Origin of the sequence: Parabacteroides sp. AM58-2XD, from assembly GCF_003463685.1 — a bacterium.
GTDB lineage: Bacteria > Bacteroidota > Bacteroidia > Bacteroidales > Tannerellaceae > Parabacteroides > Parabacteroides segnis.
Map to the genome: position 1 here is coordinate 12,695 of NZ_QSDP01000071.1, position 19,429 is coordinate 32,123.

Consider the following 19,429-nt stretch of genomic DNA (forward strand, 5'->3'; position numbering starts at 1 on the left):
AAGATTTGCTCCGCAGATGTGTTACTAATGATTCAAATTAGCTAAACAATCCGGTTTTACATTGAAATTTTTATTATCAAAAACTATTAAGATACAATGATAGCGGAAGGCACGTATTGTACAATCTTTTATCGTGCGCCGTTTTTATTACTCACTTCTCAATATGCAGAAATATAACATTCTAGAACTAAATGAAAAACTCCTTCCTGAATTGCAGAGTATAGCGGAAGAGTTGGGAATTAAGAAAATAAGTTCTTTGAAAAAAGAAGAACTTGTTTATCGCATTCTTGATGAACAGGCTATCTCATACGCAGGTCTACAGGCAGAAAAGGAGAAAGAAAAAGAAGCTAAGAAGGCTGAAAAGCAGACAAAAGCAAAGAAACCTTCTAAAACGGCTGCTGCAAAAGCACCGAAGGCTGAAAGCAAACCGAAAGTTGCAAAAGCAGAAACAACCGAGGTTGTAGCCCCTAAAGCCACACAACCTGTTGAAGAAAAGCAGGCAGCTGTAGTTGCAGAAAAAAAGGAACAATCTGAGCGTAAGAAAAGAGTACGTATTGAAAAGAAGGAAAAAGTAGCTGGTGCAGTTGCTCCGGCTAATCAGACGGACGAAGTGAAAGTTTCGAAAGCCCCTCAGACTGTCACTACGGAAGTAGCTATAGAAAAGCCCTTATTACCTCCGGTTGTAGTTGAAGGCGCTCCCGAAGAGTTGCCGGTAGTCGAAGCGGCTCCCGTAGCTCCGGCGACTCCCGCAGAACCTGTCGTTGAAACGGCTCCTGAAGCACCGGCAGCAGAGGCTCCGGCAGCTAACGAACCTAAAAGGGTTGTGTTCAGACATCCGGACACCAAGTCGGTTCTTGACCAACTCTTCCCGTTCTCCCCTTCACCTGCCAAACAGGAAAAAGCTGCACCGCAGCAGCCTGAACCGCAGGCCGCTTCGCAACCGCAGCAACAGAACACGCCCCGTCAGAATAACAATAACAGACAGAACAACCACAATAATCAGCGCAACAATAACAATAATAATGCATCGCAAGATAAGCAATACGAGTTTGACGGTATCCTGATCGGTACAGGCGTATTGGAAATGATGCAGGATGGTTATGGTTTTCTGCGTTCTTCCGATTATAACTACCTGACTTCACCGGACGATATTTATGTATCGCAGTCGCAGATCAAACTGTTCGGACTGAAGACTGGTGACGTGGTGGAAGGTGCTATCCGTCCGCCGAAGGAAGGTGAAAAATATTTCCCGCTGGTAAAAGTGGACAAGATCAATGGTCGTTCGCCGGAAGAAGTGCGCGACCGCGTTCCTTTCGATCATCTGACACCGCTTTTCCCGGATGAAAAATTCATGCTTACAGCACGCAAGGCTCCGAAAGTATACGACAATATCGCTGTTCGCGTAGTCGACCTGTTCTCGCCGATCGGTAAAGGACAGCGTGGTTTGATCGTAGCACAGCCAAAGACCGGTAAAACCATGTTGCTGAAAGATATCGCCAATGCGATTGCAGCAAACCATCCGGAAGTCTATATGATCATCCTGTTGATCGACGAACGTCCGGAGGAAGTAACCGACATGGCACGTAGCGTTGATGCGGAAGTGATCGCTTCTACTTTCGATGAACCGGCAGAACGCCACGTGAAGATTGCCGAAATCGTTTTGAACAAGGCTAAACGTATGGTTGAATGCGGTCACGATGTAGTGATCCTGTTGGATTCGATTACTCGTCTGGCACGTGCTTATAACACAGTTCAGCCGGCTTCCGGTAAGGTTCTTTCCGGCGGTGTGGATGCGAACGCATTACAGAAACCGAAACGCTTCTTTGGTGCAGCCCGTAATATCGAAAACGGTGGTAGCCTGACGATTCTGGCAACAGCATTGACTGAGACTGGTTCTAAGATGGACGATGTGATTTTTGAGGAATTCAAGGGTACGGGTAATATGGAATTGCAGTTGGATCGCAAGCTGTCTAATAAGCGTATCTATCCGGCTGTCGACATTACTGCTTCAAGTACTCGCCGCGACGATTTGTTGCAGGATGAAAGTACATTGAACCGTATGTGGGTTCTTCGTAAATATCTGTCGGATATGAATTCGATCGAAGCGATGGAGTTTGTGAAGAAACGGATGGAACAGACTTATGACAATATGGAGTTCCTGGCTTCCATGAACGGATAATTCGTCAGGAATCAAAAAAATATACAGAAAGTCCCGTAGGGATTTTAATCGGCCCGGAGTTTATTAACTCCGGGTTTTTTTATGTTTATGTAGAGGAGGTATAAATAAAAACCCCAAGCTTGACTCGGGGTTACTTTCGAAAGTCTCTATAGACTGTTCTATTAGTTTGTATGTGTTTCGATTAAAATATTAAGATTCTTTCCGTGGTCTTCCGCGGCGGTTACCGTTTCTGGAGGGAGTTCCCGGACGTTTGTTTTCGAAGGATCTTCCTCCGGTGCTACCGTCTTTCCGGGGACGTCCACGTCCGCGACGCATGTTTCCGTATTTTTCAGGTTCGTATAGCGGGGTTTCGCCGAACTTCGGGTCGATGGGAATTTTATAAACTTCTTTTTCCAGGAAGTCTTCAATACGTTTGAATTGTGCCTGCTCTTCAATGCTGATGAATGTGATGGCCAATCCTTCGCCTCCGGTACCACGGGCAGTACGGCCGATGCGGTGTACATAATCTTCCGGGTCGTGGGGGATATCGTAGTTTACTACCAGTTTGATGTCGTTGATGTCAATACCGCGCGAAACAACATCGGTTGCCACCAGGATATCGATATGTCCGTTCTTGAACTCTTTCATTACCTCTTCGCGCTGCGACTGCTCCAGGTCGGAGTGCATGGCTGCTACATTGAACTTCATTCGTTTCAGGGTGGAGGCGAGCTCTTTCACTTTCATTTTGGAGGAAGAGAAAATAATGACACGTTGCGGGCGACTTTGCAAGAACAGGTCTTCAAGTATCTTTAGCTTCTGAGGATCATAGCAGATATAGGCTGTCTGCATAATTGTTTCGGGAGGTCGTGAGATGGCAATTTTGACTTCTTCGGGATTCTTCAGGATTGTTTTTGCTAACGTCCGGATTTTGGGTGGCATGGTAGCCGAGAACATGATAGTCTGACAAGTGGGAGGCAGTTGTTTATATACCTGCATGATGTCGTCGTAAAATCCCATATCCAGCATACGGTCTGCTTCATCCAGTACAAAATAGGAAACCTGTGAAAGGTCTACTGTTCCCAGTTTCAGGTGGGACAACAAACGTCCCGGAGTGGCGATAACGATATCGGCCCCCATTTCCATACCACGCTTCTGTTGCTCCCAGGCAACTCCGTCGGTACCACCGTATACGGCCACAGCCGATACCGGAACAAAATATGTAAAACCTTCGATCTGCTGGTCTATCTGCTGGGCCAACTCGCGGGTTGGAGCCATAATAACTGCATTGACCGCATTGTCAGGATGATTGCCTTTGCTTAATTGGTTAATTAATGGCAACACGTAGGCTGCTGTTTTCCCTGTACCGGTTTGTGCACAGGCAATAATATCCTTCCCTTCTAAGATAACAGGAATAGTTAATTCCTGTACAGGAGTTGTTTCCTGAAAATTCATAGCATCGAGTCCGTCCAATACGGCCTCTTCTAAATCCAATTCGTCAAATCTCATCTTTTATCATTAAATTCTCCGTAAAGGTAAATAATATTTGTCAAATTCTACAATAGTAACCCCGGCTCTTGTAATAATTGTCCTGTAAATTTCTGTAAGCGTTGAAAATTGATGTATCTATATAGTGGGGTACCGTAAAAAATTAATATCTTTGCCTACATTGGAAAAATAGCAAGTTATATTATGGGAACAAATGATAGCTGCAACAGCTCTCAAAAGAAAGTAACCTTAAATGAGCCGGATACTGTTCATGAGTTACTGAATACGATATTAGATCATTTGCCTTTGGGTGTGTTTGTGAAAGATCCGGAAGATCATTTCAATTATCTTTACTGGAATAAATTTATGGAAGAGATAACAGGGATTGATACTTCCCAGATCGAGGGGCACGATGACTCTGAAGTGCATTATAATGCCTTAATGTCGGTAGAGGAACGGTTGGGGATAGATAAGAGAGTCATCAGTTCAGGAAAAGAGGCCGAATTTCATGGATGGCTCAAGGCCGCTTCCGGTGAGATGAAATATCTTGAAGTAGAAAAATACCCGATTTCTTTAAGTAACGGGAAACCTCTGTTGCTGGCTTTGTGGCGTGATGCCACAGTTAAGCGGGCAATAGAAAAACGTCTCGAAGATGAGCGTGATAAAGCGGAAATGGCTGATAAGCTGAAATCAAAATATCTGGCAGACATGAGTCATGAGATCCGTACGCCGTTGAATGCAATAACCGGTTTTTCAGAAATGATGGCGTTTGCGGATACGGACGAAGAGCGTATGTCTTATTACGAGATAATCAAGGCGAATAATCAATTACTTATGCAGCTTATCAACGATATTCTGGACTTGTCGAAGATTGAGGCGGATGCGATAAAGATTAGTTATGCTCCGATCGACCTGAACGAGATGATGGATACGACCTATGCTTCTGTAAAGCCCCGTATGCCGAAAGATGTGAAGTTGATTCTGGAAAAAGGATTGGATAGCTGCACCTTTGGAACCGATTATATCCGCTTACTCCAATTAGTAAATAACCTGGTCAATAATGCGATCAAGAATACTAAAAAGGGAAGTATTACGATGGGGTATAAGGCGCTGGAAGATGGCCGGCTGAATTTTTATGTGAAGGATACCGGACAGGGGATAGCCGAGGAGCAGCTGCAAAACCTCTTTAACCGCTTTGTTAAAGTCAATGACTATGTGGAAGGTATCGGCCTGGGACTTGCTATATGCAAAGGGCTTGTTACTAAAATGGGAGGCTCGATCTGTGTAGAATCGCAACTAGGGGAAGGTTCTACTTTTTCGTTTATTCTGCCTTCACGAGAAGAATAATGTGCCAATTGGCACATTATTTATAGTAGCGTTTGTAAATCTGATCGTATAACCCGCTTTCTTTGATTTGTGACAGCCAGCTGTTCAGGCTGTCGAGCAGGATAGGGGAGTCTTTGCGTACCGCCCACGACTGGAGTTGGGTAAAGCTGATATCCGTGTCGATATCTATTTCCGGCAAATTTTCTTTAGATACGCGGGCTATTTGCTGGTCGCATACGGCATAGTCGATATCGCCTTTGGCAACCATGATAGCCAGTTGTTCGCTGGAATAAAGTTCATCTTCCTTCACATAGATTGTATCTCCTATTTCGTGTGCCAGATTTTGCAGGCGCAGTAAGGCGGGGGAGTTTTTCGGAATATACAAGGTCTTTTGTGCCAGATCAAGCTGGTTACGGATCGGTTTGATGCCATTATTGGCTTCTTCCGTGCGTTGCACCAATATTTGTTTATTGAAGACGATCGGATCGGTGAACAGATAGTCTTCTTTGATGTCGCTGGTGATAGGGATATTGCGGGCGATTACGTCGCATTGGTTATCGGATAATTGTTTGAAACTTTCGGCCAGACTCATCTCCAGCTGAGTCTGTACTTCCAGTCCGGATAAAGCGGCGATGGCCTGGCTCAGTTCGTATTGGAAACCTTCGATCGTATCGCCGGCTACATAATAGCCGGACTGGTTATATTCGGTAACCATCCGCAGAATACCTTCTGACTTAATTTCCGGATAATCCCTGGGTGGGACAGGTTCCTGCTTGTACGGCCATAAACGGAACATGGCTATCAGTACGCATGCCAGGAGGACAATATAGACTACCAGTAACTTCCGGGATTTCATACGGCTTAGTTATTGAATGTAACGGCAATACCCATTTTCAACACCATCGGATTCAGCGGATAGTGTGCCAGGGAGAAATAGTCCGGATTGGCAAATTTACTGCTTAGGTTGTAAGCCATAACGAAGAACCGTGCCTGTTTCAGGTGGAAGTTTACGTAGGCGTTAACCAGTGGATAATTACCGACTTTTACTTCATCCTGAACCTGGAACTGCTGTGTTGCCGGTTCGTAGTAAGGTGCATAATAAGCTGTATTATAATATACATTGGCACCTAGCTGTACGGTCAGTACTTTCGCCACTTTGACGGCCAGATACATGTTTGAATAGGCACTTAATGACGGAAGCGGGAGTACGCTTTCATCGCTGCTTAACTGCCAGCATGCTTCATTTTCCCAACCGAAAGCACGGAAGCGGAAGTCTTGTTTGATGCGTGCACTGACTACCTGTAAGTTGCTGCTATGCTGTACCGGGAATCCCTGTTTATTGAAATAGATATAATTCTGAATACTCTCCACTCCGGCTTTTAAAGTTGTTTTTGAAGATTCCAGATACACTTCACCGCCCGCATAGATTTGCTGGGTCATGTTAAAGTTGGGGTTATCCCACCAGTAATAACGGGAATGGTTATGGCGCATGTAAAAGGCCGGCGTTACATTCTTTATATAGGCGTCTGCCTTGATCACAGCATCTTTATTGAACAACTTGAAACGGGTTTGTAAATCCCCGGTAACACGGAACTCACCGACATCGCTACCAACCATACAAAGTTCTCCGCGTGCATTATAGGTCAGGATGCTACCCTGGCGTTTGGAAAGTTCGGCTCCAACGTAAGTAGAAAACTCGTCGTAAAGCTTTGCTGTAGGCAGGTTCTTCAGGTCGATATTATCAACAGAGAAGTATGGACCCCGGCCATATTCGCCATAATCGAGCCCTTCTATTCTAGGTTCCAGTTTGAACCGGCGTTTTTCGAGTCTGACGAAAGCTGTCAAACCAAACTTAACCCAGTCCTGGAAACCTTCACGCAGGGAAAGTCCGATCGTATTTTTCAGATTCCACGAAGATGTCTGGTCGTTGAGTGTAGCTCCTAACCCATAAATACGTGGGAAACGCTGGCCGTTGTCGTCGACTATATAGGACGAATCCATCAGCGCCGTATTGTCGGCGATGAACCGGCGACGGTTATCTTCATAATCGATCGTATGGATAATGCTGGATACCGGGACGAACATTTCTTTCGGATTCCCTTCTTCATCCTCTTCCTCCAACTCACGTGTGAAACCGAGGTTATAACGCTGGGTCAGGAAATACCGTTTCCCGCGAACACGGTTCCAGGCATTGGTCAGATAACGTATGTCGTACGACTTTGTGTCGGAGGGACGTCCTTCCGGGAAATATTCGTCGGGATGACTGATGGTTGAGTCGTTTGCCATTCCTCCGTTTTCGTAGTTTACGAAGTTGAAGTTACTCAGGTAGGCATGCATTTCGTACCGATCAGTCTGGTAACTGCCGAAGAAACGGTAGCTTAACAGTTTATTACCGTTGTTTTTATAATGTCCGCGGCCATAAATATAGTCGATATCGGCACCCACATTGATCTTTTTGCCAAAATTCATGGTCATGGTTCCTTTCAACTGTTCTTCTTTGTTCGTACTACCGCCGGCGGTGGTGTACAGAACGTTGGTATAAGGAATCTTTGTGTTGTAGAAATAAGCGTTTTCCGGCGTTGTGATATAGTAATCGTAGGCATCGGCGAAGATAAAATCGCGTGCTTCCTGCCGTTCGGAGAATATTTTCGTCTGTGCCGGTGCTCCCAGGTTAGCCAGATAACCGATGGCGAGCGATTTACTTTCCACCAGTGTCGAGTTGCTGAAATTCAGCTTGTTTGTGTCCAGTGGCGCCACATATGCCTCACCCAGGGAAGGGGTAAGCCGATAGGCGGTTATACGCTTTGAATTTAAGGCGGCACTATCCGCTACCAGCAGACTGTCCGGTATATCTTTCTGAGATGATGTCAGGTTTGACAAGGAGAAGCCGCCACGTTTTCCTCCACCTTTCTGATCTGCCCTGCTGGCTCCACGTTGGGCCTGAACGGTTGTGGCAGATACTATCAGCAATAATAATATGTATAAGCAATGCTTCATGGGTTGCAAAGATAAAACAAAAGGGCATTTCTACGAAAGAAACGCCCTTCTTTATATTCTTTTTGCAAGATTACATTTTCTGTATAATTTCCATCCCCTTCTTAATGGCGGCTTCGTTCATCGGGATTAACTTGTGGTGACGTTCGGGCAGGGACTTCTTCAGACCCAGCAATACGTTTTCAAGTTTCACCATCGGAACGATCTTCAGCAGACCACCCAGGATAAGCATATTGAATGCTTTTTCGTTCTTCATTTCGGTAGCTGCGTCCATAGCATCCACACGATAAACGCTGATATCCGTACGTTTCACCGGAGTATGGATTCCATATCCGTCATAGATCAGGATACCACCCGGTTTTACTTTGCTTTCGAACTTGTCCATGGAAGGTTGGTTCAGGATGATCGCGATATCGTATTCGTTCAGGATCGGAGAACTGATCGGGTCGTCGCTCAGGATAACGGTCACGTTAGCCGTACCGCCACGCTGTTCAGGTCCGTATGAAGGCATCCAGCTAACCTCTTTGCCTTCCATCAGTCCGGAATAAGCAAGTATCTTACCCATCGACAGAACACCTTGTCCACCAAAGCCTGCTATAATTATTTCTTGTTTCATGTCGTTTTTGTATTTACTTATTCTTTATTTTTTAGATCCCCCAGCGGATAGAACGGGAACATGTTTTCCTCCATCCATTTGTTTGCTTTTTCAGGTGTCATCTTCCAGCCGGATGAACAGGTGGAAACGAATTCGACAACTGACGTGCCTTTGCCTGCCATAGAGTTTTCGAAGGCTTTGCGAAGCATTTTCTTGGCTTTACGAACGGCGGCGGCTGTCTGTACGCTCTGGCGGGTAACCAGGCAGGTTCCTTCCAGCTGAGCCAGCAGATCACCGATCTTCAATGGGTAACCGTTCAAGGCGATGTTACGTCCGTACGGGCAAGTGGCTGTCGGCATACCTTCCAGTGTGGTAGGAGCCATCTGTCCACCGGTCATACCGTAGATGGCATTGTTCACGAATACGATCACAATGTTCTCACCGCGGTTGGCTGCATGGATGGTTTCGGCTGTACCGATAGCGGCCAGGTCGCCGTCACCCTGATAGGTGAAGACCATCTTTTCCGGATTCAGACGTTTGATGGCTGTTGCAATCGCCGGAGCACGTCCGTGAGCTGCTTCTTCCCAGTCTATATCCAGATAGTTATATGCGAAAACGGCGCAACCCACCGGGGAGACACCGATTGTTTTTTCTTCCATTCCCATTTCGGCGATCACTTCGGCGATCAGCTTATGTATCACACCGTGGCTGCAACCGGGACAGTAGTGCATGGGATTGTCGTTCATCAATTCCGGTTTTGTATAGACCAGATTCTCCGGTTTAATTATTTCGTTGAGTTCCATAATTGTTACTAAATTAACTAATAAATCTCAGTAGATATTGAACAAGTCTGAAGCATATGGCTGCTCCGCCGCAATAGAGAAATACGTGACGGTCGTCAACGGCAAAGTAGCAGATGATCGCTGCCGCCGCCAATACCATGAACAGGATTGTCAATATGCTATCTATTTTACTTCCGCGTGTCATACGAATCAGAATAATTTCTCTTTCAGCGCGTTCAGTACTTCATCCGGAGTGAACACGATACCACCCAGGCGGCCGAAGTGTTCAACTTTTACTTTTCCGTTTACAGCCAGGCGGATATCTTCCACCATCTGGCCGGCATTCAGTTCGACGGAAAGCATGCCTTTTACCTTCTCGGCATAATCGGCAATGGCTTTTTTCGGGAACGGCCACAGCGTGATCGGGCGCAACAGGCCGAGTTTGATACCTTCAGCACGTGCGATCTCCACAACTTTCTGACAAATACGTGCGGAAGAACCGAAGGCAACCAGCAGATATTCCGCATCGTCGCAATGGAACTCTTCGTAGCGTACTTCGTTTTCTTCAATCTTACGGTATTTAGCCTGGAAGCGGAGGTTGTTCTCTTCCATTTTGGCCGGGTCGAGCTCCAGTGAAGTGATCACGTTTGCTTTGCGGCTTTTCAGTTTGCCTTGTGCGGCCCACGGACATTCGGCGATGATTTCAGCTTCTGTCTTACGCGGACGGAAAGGAGGCATCACCACTTTTTCCATCATCTGGCCGATGATACCGTCGGCAAGGATAATAGCCGGATTGCAATATTTGAAGGCAAGGTCGAAACCCAGTCCGACAAAGTCTGCCATCTCCTGTACGGAAGAAGGGGCCAGGGTGATCAGGCGATAGTCGCCGTGTCCGCCACCTTTCACAGTCTGGAAGTAGTCTGCCTGGCTCGGCTGGATTGTTCCCAGGCCGGGACCGCCACGCATGACGTTTACAATCAGACAAGGAAGTTCCGCACCTGCAATATAGGAAACACCTTCCTGTTTCAGGCTGACGCCGGGGCTGGAAGATGAAGTCAATACACGTTTACCTGTTCCGGCACCGCCATACACCATATTGATCGCTGCTACTTCGCTTTCAGCTTGCAGTACTACCATACCGGTAGTTTCCCAGGCATTTCAGCCATCAGGGTTTCCAGGATCTCCGATTGCGGAGTGATAGGGTATCCGAAGTATCCGTCGGCACCGTAGCGGATAGCTGCGTGGGCGATGGCTTCGTTCCCTTTCATTAATTTTATCTCTTCTGCCATATCTGTTTTATATTTTTACTTTGTAGATGGTTAAACAGCCGTCGGGACAAACCAATCCGCAACTGGCGCAACCGATGCAAGTATCCGGGTTTTTCATGTACACATAATGGTACCCTTTGTTGTTCACTTCACGCGGGTGTAATTCCAGAACATCGCTGGGGCAGGCAACCACACATAAGTTGCACCCTTTGCAGCGTTCCTGATTTACAACGACCGCTCCTTTTATTTTTGCCATAGTATAACTAATTATGTTTTATGTCGTGTAGGTCGGCAAAGTTAAGAACTAATGTTGTAAAAACAAGGATTGTTTTGTTTTTTAATAGTCGTTAGCCTCTATTGATGACAGATAGCCAATGATAAGCAATGGCTGTCTGTCAAATTTCATCTGTAGACAGTCCGTAACGCTTCATTTTGTTAAACAACGTTTTCCGGCTGATAGCAAGAGCCTCGGCTGTCAGTGTCCGGTTGAAGTTGTGCTTCTTTAGGGCTTCCAGAATCAGTTCCTTTTCCATTTGCGCATTGATTTCGCGGATGCTTCCTCCGCTTCCGGCGATGGTTGCTTCTTCCGTCGAATCATATCCTTTTACCCGGTCGGGCAAATGTTCGGGGCGGATCGTACCGTCCGTGCATAAGATCATCGCGCTTTGCAGGGCATTCTCCAGGTCACGCACATTGCCGGGCCAGTCGTAAGAAGAGAGCAGCTTCACTGCTTCGGGAGTGATAGACTGCACATCGAGGCTCAACGCCTGGTTGTGTTTCCGTATAAAGAAATTAGCCAGTAAGGGAATATCTTCTTTCCTTTCCCTGAGCGGGGGAAGGATCAGGGTAAATACATTCAGACGATACAACAGGTCGAGACGGAAATGTCCGCCTTTTACTTCATCGTCCAGATTACGGTTGGTGGCGGCTACGATACGCACATCTACCGGTATTGCCTTCTTTCCGCCGATTCGGGTGATCTTCCGCTCTTCCAGCACACGGAGCAATTTAACCTGTGCATCCAGGGGAAGTTCTCCCACTTCGTCGAGAAACAATGTCCCGCCGTTTGCCCGTTCGAAAGTGCCCGCCTTTGCTTCTTTGGCATCGGTAAAGGCACCGCGTTCATGGCCGAATAGTTCGCTTTCCATCAATGTCAGGGGAATGGCGCCGCAGTTGATCGCAACGAAAGGGCCGTTCGCCCGCAGGCTGTTGTGGTGGACGGCACGTGCGATCAGTTCTTTTCCCGTACCGCTCTCGCCGTGGATCAGGACGGTCGCATTGGTTTCCGCTACCCTCAGGACCTGTGCCATCACTTGTTTCAGTCCTGTGTTCTCGCCGATCACGTTACTTCGTTTTTCCCCCAGTGTCTTTTTCAGGGTGGAGATTTCACCTTTCATGCGGCTGTGTTCGACGGCACGTTTGACGGTGAGTAATAATTTATCGTTGTCGAAAGGCTTTTCTATAAAGTCGTAAGCCCCTTTCTTCACAGCGTCGACGGCGAGGGAGATGGAACCGAAGGCGGTCACAAAAAGGACAACCTGGGTTGGGGAGATACGCCTGATCTCCTCCAATGCTTCCACACCGGTCAGTACCGGCATCTGCTGGTCCAGCAGAATAACGTCGGGCTGGAAGGAGAGGAGAGCCTCTACCGCCTCCCGTCCGTTTTCGACGGGCATTACATCATATCCTTCATCGGCCAGCAAACGGGCGATCATCTTGCGGATGCGCGGTTCGTCGTCGGCTACTACTATTTTTGCTTTCATATGCGTTGCGGTAATTTTATATTCATACAAGTGCCCTTGTCCGGCACGCTTTTTACTTCGATCTCGCCTTCATGGCGGTTGATGATACCGTAGCAGATGGCGAGCCCGAGTCCGGTCCCTTCTTCCTTGGTCGTGAAGAAGGGGTTGAATACATTCTCGATGTTCTTCTGTTCGATCCCCTTGCCGCTATCCTCGAACGAGATGATCAGGTAACGGGAATGGGTATTGATGGGAGTTCCCTTTTCTATACTTATTATTAATGTACGCGAGCGTTCCGGTGGATTCTTCCCCATCGCTTCGACGGCATTCAGGATGATATTCAGGAAAACCTGTTTCAGCTGTTCCGCATCCCCTTGGATGGTCGTGTTGTCGGTGAAATATTCAAACTCCACCTCTACGTTTTGTTTGCGTAATGTGTTGGTTACCAGCAGGAGCGTCTGGTTGATCAGCTGTTCGATATTTATATCGGACGTGTTCAGGTCGGACGGACGGGCGAAAGACAACAGACCTTGTACGATCTTGTTGATACGTTCCACTTCCGAGATCAGCTCCGTCACCATTTCGCTTTTTACTGGGTCGGCGCTGAAGTCTTTGCTCAGATATTGTATCGTGCTCCGGATGGCTGTCAGCGGGTTACGTATCTCATGGGCCGCCCCGGCTGCCAGTTCGCCGAGTGTTGCCAGGCGGTCGGTACGGTACATCTTTTTCAGACGTTCGGTCTGCTGCTCGTAAAGCGAAGCATGTTCGATGGCGAATGTTGCCTGGTTGATCAGGATGGAAAGCAGGTTCAGTTCCTGTTCGGTGAATGGGGCGCCATCGGTTTTCTTCCCTAAAAAGATCGTACCGTTGATCTGGTTCATGATCTTGAGGGGGAAGATCAGTTCGGCACCCAGTTGCCTGATTATTTCCTGTTCTTCGGGAGGGAAATAGGAGACGATATCCGGATGCCTGGAGATGATCAGGTGCTTTTCGTTGACAGACAGCCAGCTGATCAGCCGGCTGCGGTTGGTCAGCGTCACAGGCTTGTTCTTCGCTTCGTTCTGCTGTTTGAATTTGCCTGTGTTTTCATCCAGCAGGAAGATGTAAACACTTTCTACCGGGCATATTTGCTTTACCTTGGCAACGATATTGCCGATCAGCAGTGACTTGTCGACGATCAGAGTGAGCGACCGATTAAACTCCGAGAGTAGCTGCTCCAGGTTCGGTTGCCTGGGTTGTTCGTCCTTCTTAAATAGTGGCATACTTTTTCTTGATCTTTGTGCAAAAGTACGCAAAATCGTATTAATTGAAACAATCGAACTTCGGTTTATCTCCCATCTCGAGCAACAATGTCCCTCCGGATACGATGGCAGCGAATGGTATTCGGGGTTGTTTCAGTTCTTTTCCGTTCAGGTAAGCCTTTTGGATATAGATGTTTTCTTTTGAGTTGTTGCGGGCTTCGATCGTGAAAGTCTTCCCTTTATAATAACCGGGGTCCAGACGGATCGTTATTTTGTTGAATAGCGGGCTGGTCAGTTCCAGTTCCGGCTTCAGGGAAACTCCTCCGTTCATTTCAAACAGACCCAGTGCACTCATCACGTACCAACCGCCCATCTGACCTTCATCCTCGTCGCCTTCCCAACCATGATAAGGGGTTGAGCCGTAGAAACTGTCCAGGATGGCACGCGACCATTTCTGGGCCAGCCAGGGTTTACCGGAATAGTTGAACAGGAACGGGGTACACATATTTACTTCGTTTCCCTGATTGATGTAAAACTCAGCTGACTGTCCTGTGGTACGGTCGAATACATGGGCGGCAAACTTATGCTTTTCCGATTTGATAAATCCCTCTTCCAGCCGGCTGTTGAAGAGGTCTTTCCCCAGGAAGTCTACCAGTCCGGGAATATCGTGCGGCACGTACCAGGAGTATTGCCAGCTGTTGCCTTCTATAAATCCCTTATTGGAGAACACATCGAAATCCGGGTCCCAGTTACCCAGGCTGTCACGTCGCATGACGAACTTTTTCTCCGGGTGGAATACGTTCTTATAATTCATCGAACGTGCCAGCAGCGCTTTTCCTTCTTTTTTCTTTCCGAGTGCCAGGGCCAGTTGGGAGACGCACCAGTCGTCGTACGCATAATCGAGCGTTTTGGAAACCACTCCCTTTTCCATCGGCATATACCCTTGTTTGATATAAACGTCCAGCAGAGGGTTGCCGCAGCTGCCTCCGCAGGGATGGTCGATACCTGTTTCCGTGACGTTTTTCAGCACGGCTTCATAGATCGCTTCGCCGTCTTTGCGTATGCCTTTTTGATAGGCGGCAACCATCAGGGCTGTTTCGTGCGAACCTTCCATGATGCCGGAATATTCCAGTCCGGCCGGCCCTTTGCTTGTCCATCCGGTATGTTTGAACATTTCCAGCTGGGTGGTTACCCAATCGTCCACGATGCGGGGGGAGATGATCGACCAGAGGCCGTTTAGATTCCAGAAACTGTTCCAGAAGCATCGCCGCCATACATATTCCCGTGATCCAGTTGTTGTATGTTTTCACAAGCATCTCTATATTGGCCGTTCACATCGTTCCATGTTTGTTTGCCGGCATAGGCACGGTACAGGTTGGTGTAGAATTTTGTTTTGTCCACCTCGTTCGTTCCTTCTATTTCTATCCTGCCGAGCAGTTCGTTCCATTTGTTGCGGGTCTGGGCGACTACCCGGTCGAAGTCATACTGCAAGGGGGCGAGTTCCGTGTCCATATTCAGCCGTGCCTGTTCGATACTTACCAGCGATAAACCGGTTGAGACGGTTATGCTTTCTCCTTCGGTTGTGGAATAGATTGCGTAGGCTCCGATATCGTTCTTGCCGGCAATGGATTGTATGTCGTCTTTTTCTACCCCTTCGTTCCATCCGTTCAGTTGCGCGAAAGGTTTGCTGAAACGGATGACGAAATGCAGTTTGTAGTTGTTCCAGTTACTCCACGGACCGGACTGGCAGTCGGCATATCCTTCGAGTTCGGTATTGCTGACTTTGGTGATGCAGGCATCTTTCACATTGAAGCCATAGTCCCATTCGGTCGGGAATAGGAGGTCTATCAGTATCCTGGATTCTTTTCTTTCGGGAAAAGTGTACCGGTGAATGCCGCAACGGGTGGTGGCCGATAGTTCCGCTTTTACCTCATGATCGTATAAATAGACGGAATAGTAACCGGGTGAGGCCTTTTCCGTTTCTTTCAGTATGCGTGAATGATAGCCGGCGTTTGCTCCTTTATAGGGAGAATCGGCTGAAGGGTTTGTCAGGGCCAGGTCGGCTGTGGTCGGCATGATCATCAGGCCACCCATCGTCCAGGCATGCAGATGGCTGAAACCGGAAACGCTGTTGATGGCGTATTCGTATCCTCCCATCCAGACATTTCCTTGGTTATCCGGTCCGAGTTGCACCATGCCGAACGGTTCTTGTGCATAAGGCCCCAGCATCCATCGGGAGTTGGAAGTACCGATAAACATATCCACATAATCGACGGGTTCTTTCGGTTTTGCCGAAATGAGGGTGAAAGGGAGAGTCAGGAGAATTAAGATGTAACTGCTTATTTGTCTGCTATTCATGGTGTTGATCTATTAATTATTGTAAGGCAAAGATATGTGTTTTCTTCTGTGCGGGTATATAACTTTCTGCTGATTCGGTTGCATTATCTTATGATGGCGTGCAATTGGGTAAAATATTACCACTTTGGGTAACGGCTTTCCCTTTTACCCAAGGGGGAAATAATTACCCATCCGGGTAACCGGTGGAAATACAACCGGTTGCAGTTTTGGCACGCCATTTGCCTTACTATAGGCAGGTAAAACAATAAATAATGACAATTGGGTAACCTGTTACCCGAAAGAACTTAATTCGATATAGTATGAAAAGAAATTTACTGGTATCACTGTTGATGGGATTCGCTTTGGCAGGGCATGCGGAGACGGAGAATCTCCGGCAGATCACCTATGATGAAGCGATTCACATTGCTTTGGGGGAAAGTTATACGGTGAAATATTACAAGGAAGATATGGACGCAACCCGTTACTCTTACCTTTACACAAAAGCACAATTCAAGCCGTTGCTGAACTTTGACTTCTTTACTCCTTCATGGACGGAAAGCCTGACGGAGATTTCGCAGGCCGACGGTCTGCCGGTCTACAACTCTACCGGTTCGTTACAAGTGGGCGGTAACCTGAACTTTACGTATGTCTTGCCTACCGGCGGTAATTTCGCCCTGAGCTCCAAGATGTACTGGGAGAATTACCGGACTACACTTTCGCAGCGGGATTATGAAGAACTGGAACGTGACCAGGTGTACAGCCGTTTCGCCCTCTCTTTCAATCAACCCATCTTTACCGCCAATAAACTGAAGGAAAACATGAAAGTGGCCGAACTCGATTATAAGAAGAGTACCTGCTATTTCACCCGTATCCAGATGGATATCGTCTATAATGTAACAGAGAGTTTTTATACTGTATATAAACTGGCCTACGAACATAAAATCAATCAGGACCGCCTTGTCAACTCCCGCGAAGCCTACCGTATCACCAAGCTGAAACAGGAGACGGGCAACCTTCCCGAAGGTGAAATGCTGATCGCCGAGATTACCGTCGCACAAGACGAAGCCCGTGTGATGGAAAGCGAGGGCAAGCTCGCCGCCGCCAAAGACCAGTTCAAGCTACTTATCGGCCTTGACCTCAAAGAAGAGATCGACCTGAAAGCAGATATGGAGTTCGAAGCCTTTATCGTCGACATGCAACTGGCCATCGACGAGGCTTTGCGTAACCGCATGGAAATAAAGGAAGACAACCTCGATATCGAACTTCAGGCCATCGAAGTGAAGCGTGCCAAACGGGAACGGGAATTTAAAGGAAACATTTCCGCCTATTATGATTTCACCGGATTGAGTACACGCGGAGATGGAACAGTCGGTCAACTGGTCGGTTCATCCTTTGATAACATGCGCGACCGTCCGGCTAACCGGGGTATCGCCCTGACCGTCTCTTATCCGCTTCTGGACTGGGGACGTGCCAAAAACCAGGTACGTCGCGAGCAAGTCCGCCTGAAACAGCGCGAATTGAATCTCGACAATACCAAGCGGACTATCGAACAGGAGATTCGCGAGATTGTCCGTAGCGTGTATGAAGCGGAGAAGCGTTACCGCATCAACCGCCGGAACCAGGAAGTGGCGATACAGAGTTACCGTATCAGCCAGATGCGTTTTGAGAACGGCGATATGACGAGCCAGGAACTTTCTATCGAACAGGAGCGCCTTTCACAGGTGCAGCTTGCCTACATCGACAGTTATATCACCTATCGTCTCTCGGTGGCCGACCTGAACCGGAAGACCATGTATGACTTCGAACATAACCGCAGTTCCTGCCGGAGAAAGGATAGAAACCAGATTTGCTTAGTATTCTGGTTCATAGCAGATTGCAGTTTCATTGCTGTTCCTGCTTGTGAAACAAAAGTTTCTCCTGCATGAAACTTTTGTTTCTTCGGCACAAAACTTTAGTTTCCTCCTGACAAAACTAAAGTTTTCATAGCAGGAAACTGAAACGCCTCTGGGAGCAAATTAGAATGATAACATAATAAATAAGAACAGATGAACAAACACATGAAAAGTTTTATTGCGGTATTGCTGACCATCCTTCTGATGCCCTTTACCGTCCGGGCACAGGAAGACAGCGAGGCAGCCTTGTTGCTCGACCTGAAAAAGACCCGTGCCGATTACGAAGTGGCCAAACAGAAGTATGAGAACGACACGAAGCTGTATAATGAAAAAGCCATTTCAGCCAACGATTTCAACCGTTCGAAAAACGAGTTGCTGAGTAAGGAAGTCGATTATCAGAAACTGATCCTGAAACTGATCTCCCAGCAGAGTTACATAACGGTGGAACGTGCGGTGAAATATCAGGACCAACGGGGCGAACGCAAGGTGAAGATCACCCTGAAAAGTGCCCTCGAAGGGAACGAAGAGTATCTGAGCCAGTTCAAGGAACACTTCGATGTGTTCACACCTGAGATGCGTTCCGGTAAGATATATAATATATATGTATCTTTGGTGGATAATGAGTCGAAAACGATCATCGGCTCGCCGTATGAGTATCGTGTCCCTTCCATCGAGTTGGGGAAGGTGGCGACGGCCGATTTCGAATTGCTGAAAGATGCGGAGAACCTGACCGTTTCGCTGAACTACAACAACCGGAAGGATGAAAAGAATATCTATCTGAAAAAAGATGCCAGTGTGAACGTGATCGACATATCCTCCATGCAGTTCAGCCAGGAAGCCGACCTGAGCAGCAAAGCGACTTATGATCTGACACTTGAGCGTTTCTCCACTTCGGATGATGTCTATCGCCTGGAAGTGCTCGACCTGCCGCGCCAGATCAGTTACGACTTTACCGACGGAGAAAGTAAGGTGACGCAGATCAAATTTGCGCAGGGTGTAAACATAAAGAAGTTATCTTTGCAGGTCTATTTGCCGGATCGCGACGACCAGCAGGTAGTGATCGATAAGCCGATAAAGTTCCAGGTGCAGACCGTAACGGCGTCGAACGGCGAGAAGGCCGGAAGCGAGAACCTGGAGATTATCCCTCGCGGAAAAGGAAAGATCGAAGTGCGTGCAAACAACCTCTACCATGAAACGACCGTCGGCAAAGAAGTGGTTATGGACGTAACAGTCCGTAACGGTGGAACCCGCCGTCTGGATAACATCAAGCTGACAACAGAGAAGCCTCTCGGATGGGATACCCGTATCGAACCGGATGTAATCAGCAGTCTTGAACCGGAAAAGGAATTAACGGTAAAAGTAACCATCATCCCGCCGTCGGACGGTGGAGTAGGTGCCCAGGAAGTGAAGATCAAAACGGAAGCAATGGCCGACAACCGCAAGGTAGATACGGAAGACAAGACAGTCCGCATCCAGGTAAATGCTTCGACTTCTGTCTTCGGCACCATCTTCCTGATCCTGTTGCTGGTCGGCTTTATCGGAGGAATCGTTTGGTTCGGAATGAAGCTTAGCAAAAGATAGTTACTTTTCCCTTGATGGAAAAGTAACC

12 protein-coding genes and 2 pseudogenes are annotated in these 19,429 nt (G+C 47.5%); 4 read left to right on the forward strand and 10 right to left on the reverse strand.

Features of this window, described 5'->3' with window-relative positions; translation table 11 throughout:
• Positions 1 to 163 precede the first annotated feature (163 nt).
• On the forward strand, positions 164 to 2,179 hold the full coding sequence (gene rho, locus DXA15_RS16555; protein WP_128134752.1) for a transcription termination factor Rho: 2,016 nt from the start codon (positions 164 to 166) through the stop codon (positions 2,177 to 2,179).
• Positions 2,180 to 2,368: 189 nt separating this feature from the next.
• Here rho and DXA15_RS16560 read toward each other — a convergent pair whose 3' ends face one another.
• The gene (locus DXA15_RS16560) at positions 2,369 to 3,664 is read right to left on the reverse strand and encodes a DEAD/DEAH box helicase (protein WP_128134753.1); all 1,296 of its coding nucleotides are present in this window, start codon (positions 3,662 to 3,664) and stop codon (positions 2,369 to 2,371) included.
• A gap of 183 nt (positions 3,665 to 3,847) precedes the next feature.
• Between DXA15_RS16560 and DXA15_RS16565 the strand changes: the two genes are divergently transcribed.
• Positions 3,848 to 4,990: an ATP-binding protein gene (locus tag DXA15_RS16565; protein WP_128134754.1), complete on the forward strand. Its 1,143-nt coding sequence runs from the start codon at positions 3,848 to 3,850 to the stop codon at positions 4,988 to 4,990.
• Positions 4,991 to 5,006: 16 nt separating this feature from the next.
• On the opposite strand, the gene DXA15_RS16570 is transcribed toward DXA15_RS16565, so the two are convergent.
• The 9 genes and pseudogenes from DXA15_RS16570 to DXA15_RS28060 all read right to left on the reverse strand — a co-directional run bounded on the left by DXA15_RS16570 (position 5,007) and on the right by DXA15_RS28060 (position 15,949).
• Positions 5,007 to 5,825 (reverse strand): transporter substrate-binding domain-containing protein, encoded by an 819-nt coding sequence (locus tag DXA15_RS16570; RefSeq protein WP_128134755.1) that lies wholly within the window; start codon positions 5,823 to 5,825, stop codon positions 5,007 to 5,009.
• 5 nt (positions 5,826 to 5,830) lie between these two features.
• Positions 5,831 to 7,966 (reverse strand): putative porin, encoded by a 2,136-nt coding sequence (locus tag DXA15_RS16575; protein ID WP_128134756.1) that lies wholly within the window; start codon positions 7,964 to 7,966, stop codon positions 5,831 to 5,833.
• 70 nt (positions 7,967 to 8,036) lie between these two features.
• Entirely contained in the window at positions 8,037 to 8,579 is a 543-nt protein-coding gene (locus DXA15_RS16580) for a 2-oxoacid:acceptor oxidoreductase family protein (RefSeq protein ID WP_007653275.1), read from the reverse strand.
• Positions 8,580 to 8,596: 17 nt separating this feature from the next.
• Positions 8,597 to 9,361 carry a thiamine pyrophosphate-dependent enzyme gene (locus tag DXA15_RS16585; RefSeq protein ID WP_007653276.1) on the reverse strand — a complete coding sequence of 255 codons (765 nt, stop codon included), beginning with the start codon at positions 9,359 to 9,361 and terminating at the stop codon, positions 8,597 to 8,599.
• A 189-nt stretch (positions 9,362 to 9,550) separates the two neighbouring features.
• Positions 9,551 to 10,629, reverse strand: a pseudogene (locus tag DXA15_RS16590) (3-methyl-2-oxobutanoate dehydrogenase subunit VorB).
• A 7-nt stretch (positions 10,630 to 10,636) separates the two neighbouring features.
• Positions 10,637 to 10,864 carry a ferredoxin family protein gene (locus DXA15_RS16595; protein ID WP_128134757.1) on the reverse strand — a complete coding sequence of 76 codons (228 nt, stop codon included), beginning with the start codon at positions 10,862 to 10,864 and terminating at the stop codon, positions 10,637 to 10,639.
• 139 nt (positions 10,865 to 11,003) lie between these two features.
• Positions 11,004 to 12,371 (reverse strand): sigma-54 dependent transcriptional regulator, encoded by a 1,368-nt coding sequence (locus DXA15_RS16600; RefSeq protein ID WP_128134758.1) that lies wholly within the window; start codon positions 12,369 to 12,371, stop codon positions 11,004 to 11,006.
• Positions 12,368 to 13,612, reverse strand: a complete 1,245-nt coding sequence (locus tag DXA15_RS16605; protein WP_128134759.1) for a GAF domain-containing sensor histidine kinase — start codon at positions 13,610 to 13,612, stop codon at positions 12,368 to 12,370. Before DXA15_RS16605 ends, DXA15_RS16600 begins: the two co-directional genes overlap by 4 nt.
• Before the next feature lie 40 nt (positions 13,613 to 13,652).
• A pseudogene (locus DXA15_RS28060) lies at positions 13,653 to 15,949 on the reverse strand (GH92 family glycosyl hydrolase).
• A gap of 299 nt (positions 15,950 to 16,248) precedes the next feature.
• On the opposite strand from DXA15_RS28060, the gene DXA15_RS16615 reads away from it, so the two are divergent.
• Both DXA15_RS16615 and DXA15_RS16620 read left to right on the forward strand, forming a co-directional pair.
• Positions 16,249 to 17,853 carry a TolC family protein gene (locus DXA15_RS16615; RefSeq protein WP_233567370.1) on the forward strand — a complete coding sequence of 535 codons (1,605 nt, stop codon included), beginning with the start codon at positions 16,249 to 16,251 and terminating at the stop codon, positions 17,851 to 17,853.
• 120 nt (positions 17,854 to 17,973) lie between these two features.
• Positions 17,974 to 19,401 (forward strand): NEW3 domain-containing protein, encoded by a 1,428-nt coding sequence (locus DXA15_RS16620; protein ID WP_128134760.1) that lies wholly within the window; start codon positions 17,974 to 17,976, stop codon positions 19,399 to 19,401.
• The last annotated feature ends 28 nt before the right edge of the window (positions 19,402 to 19,429 follow it).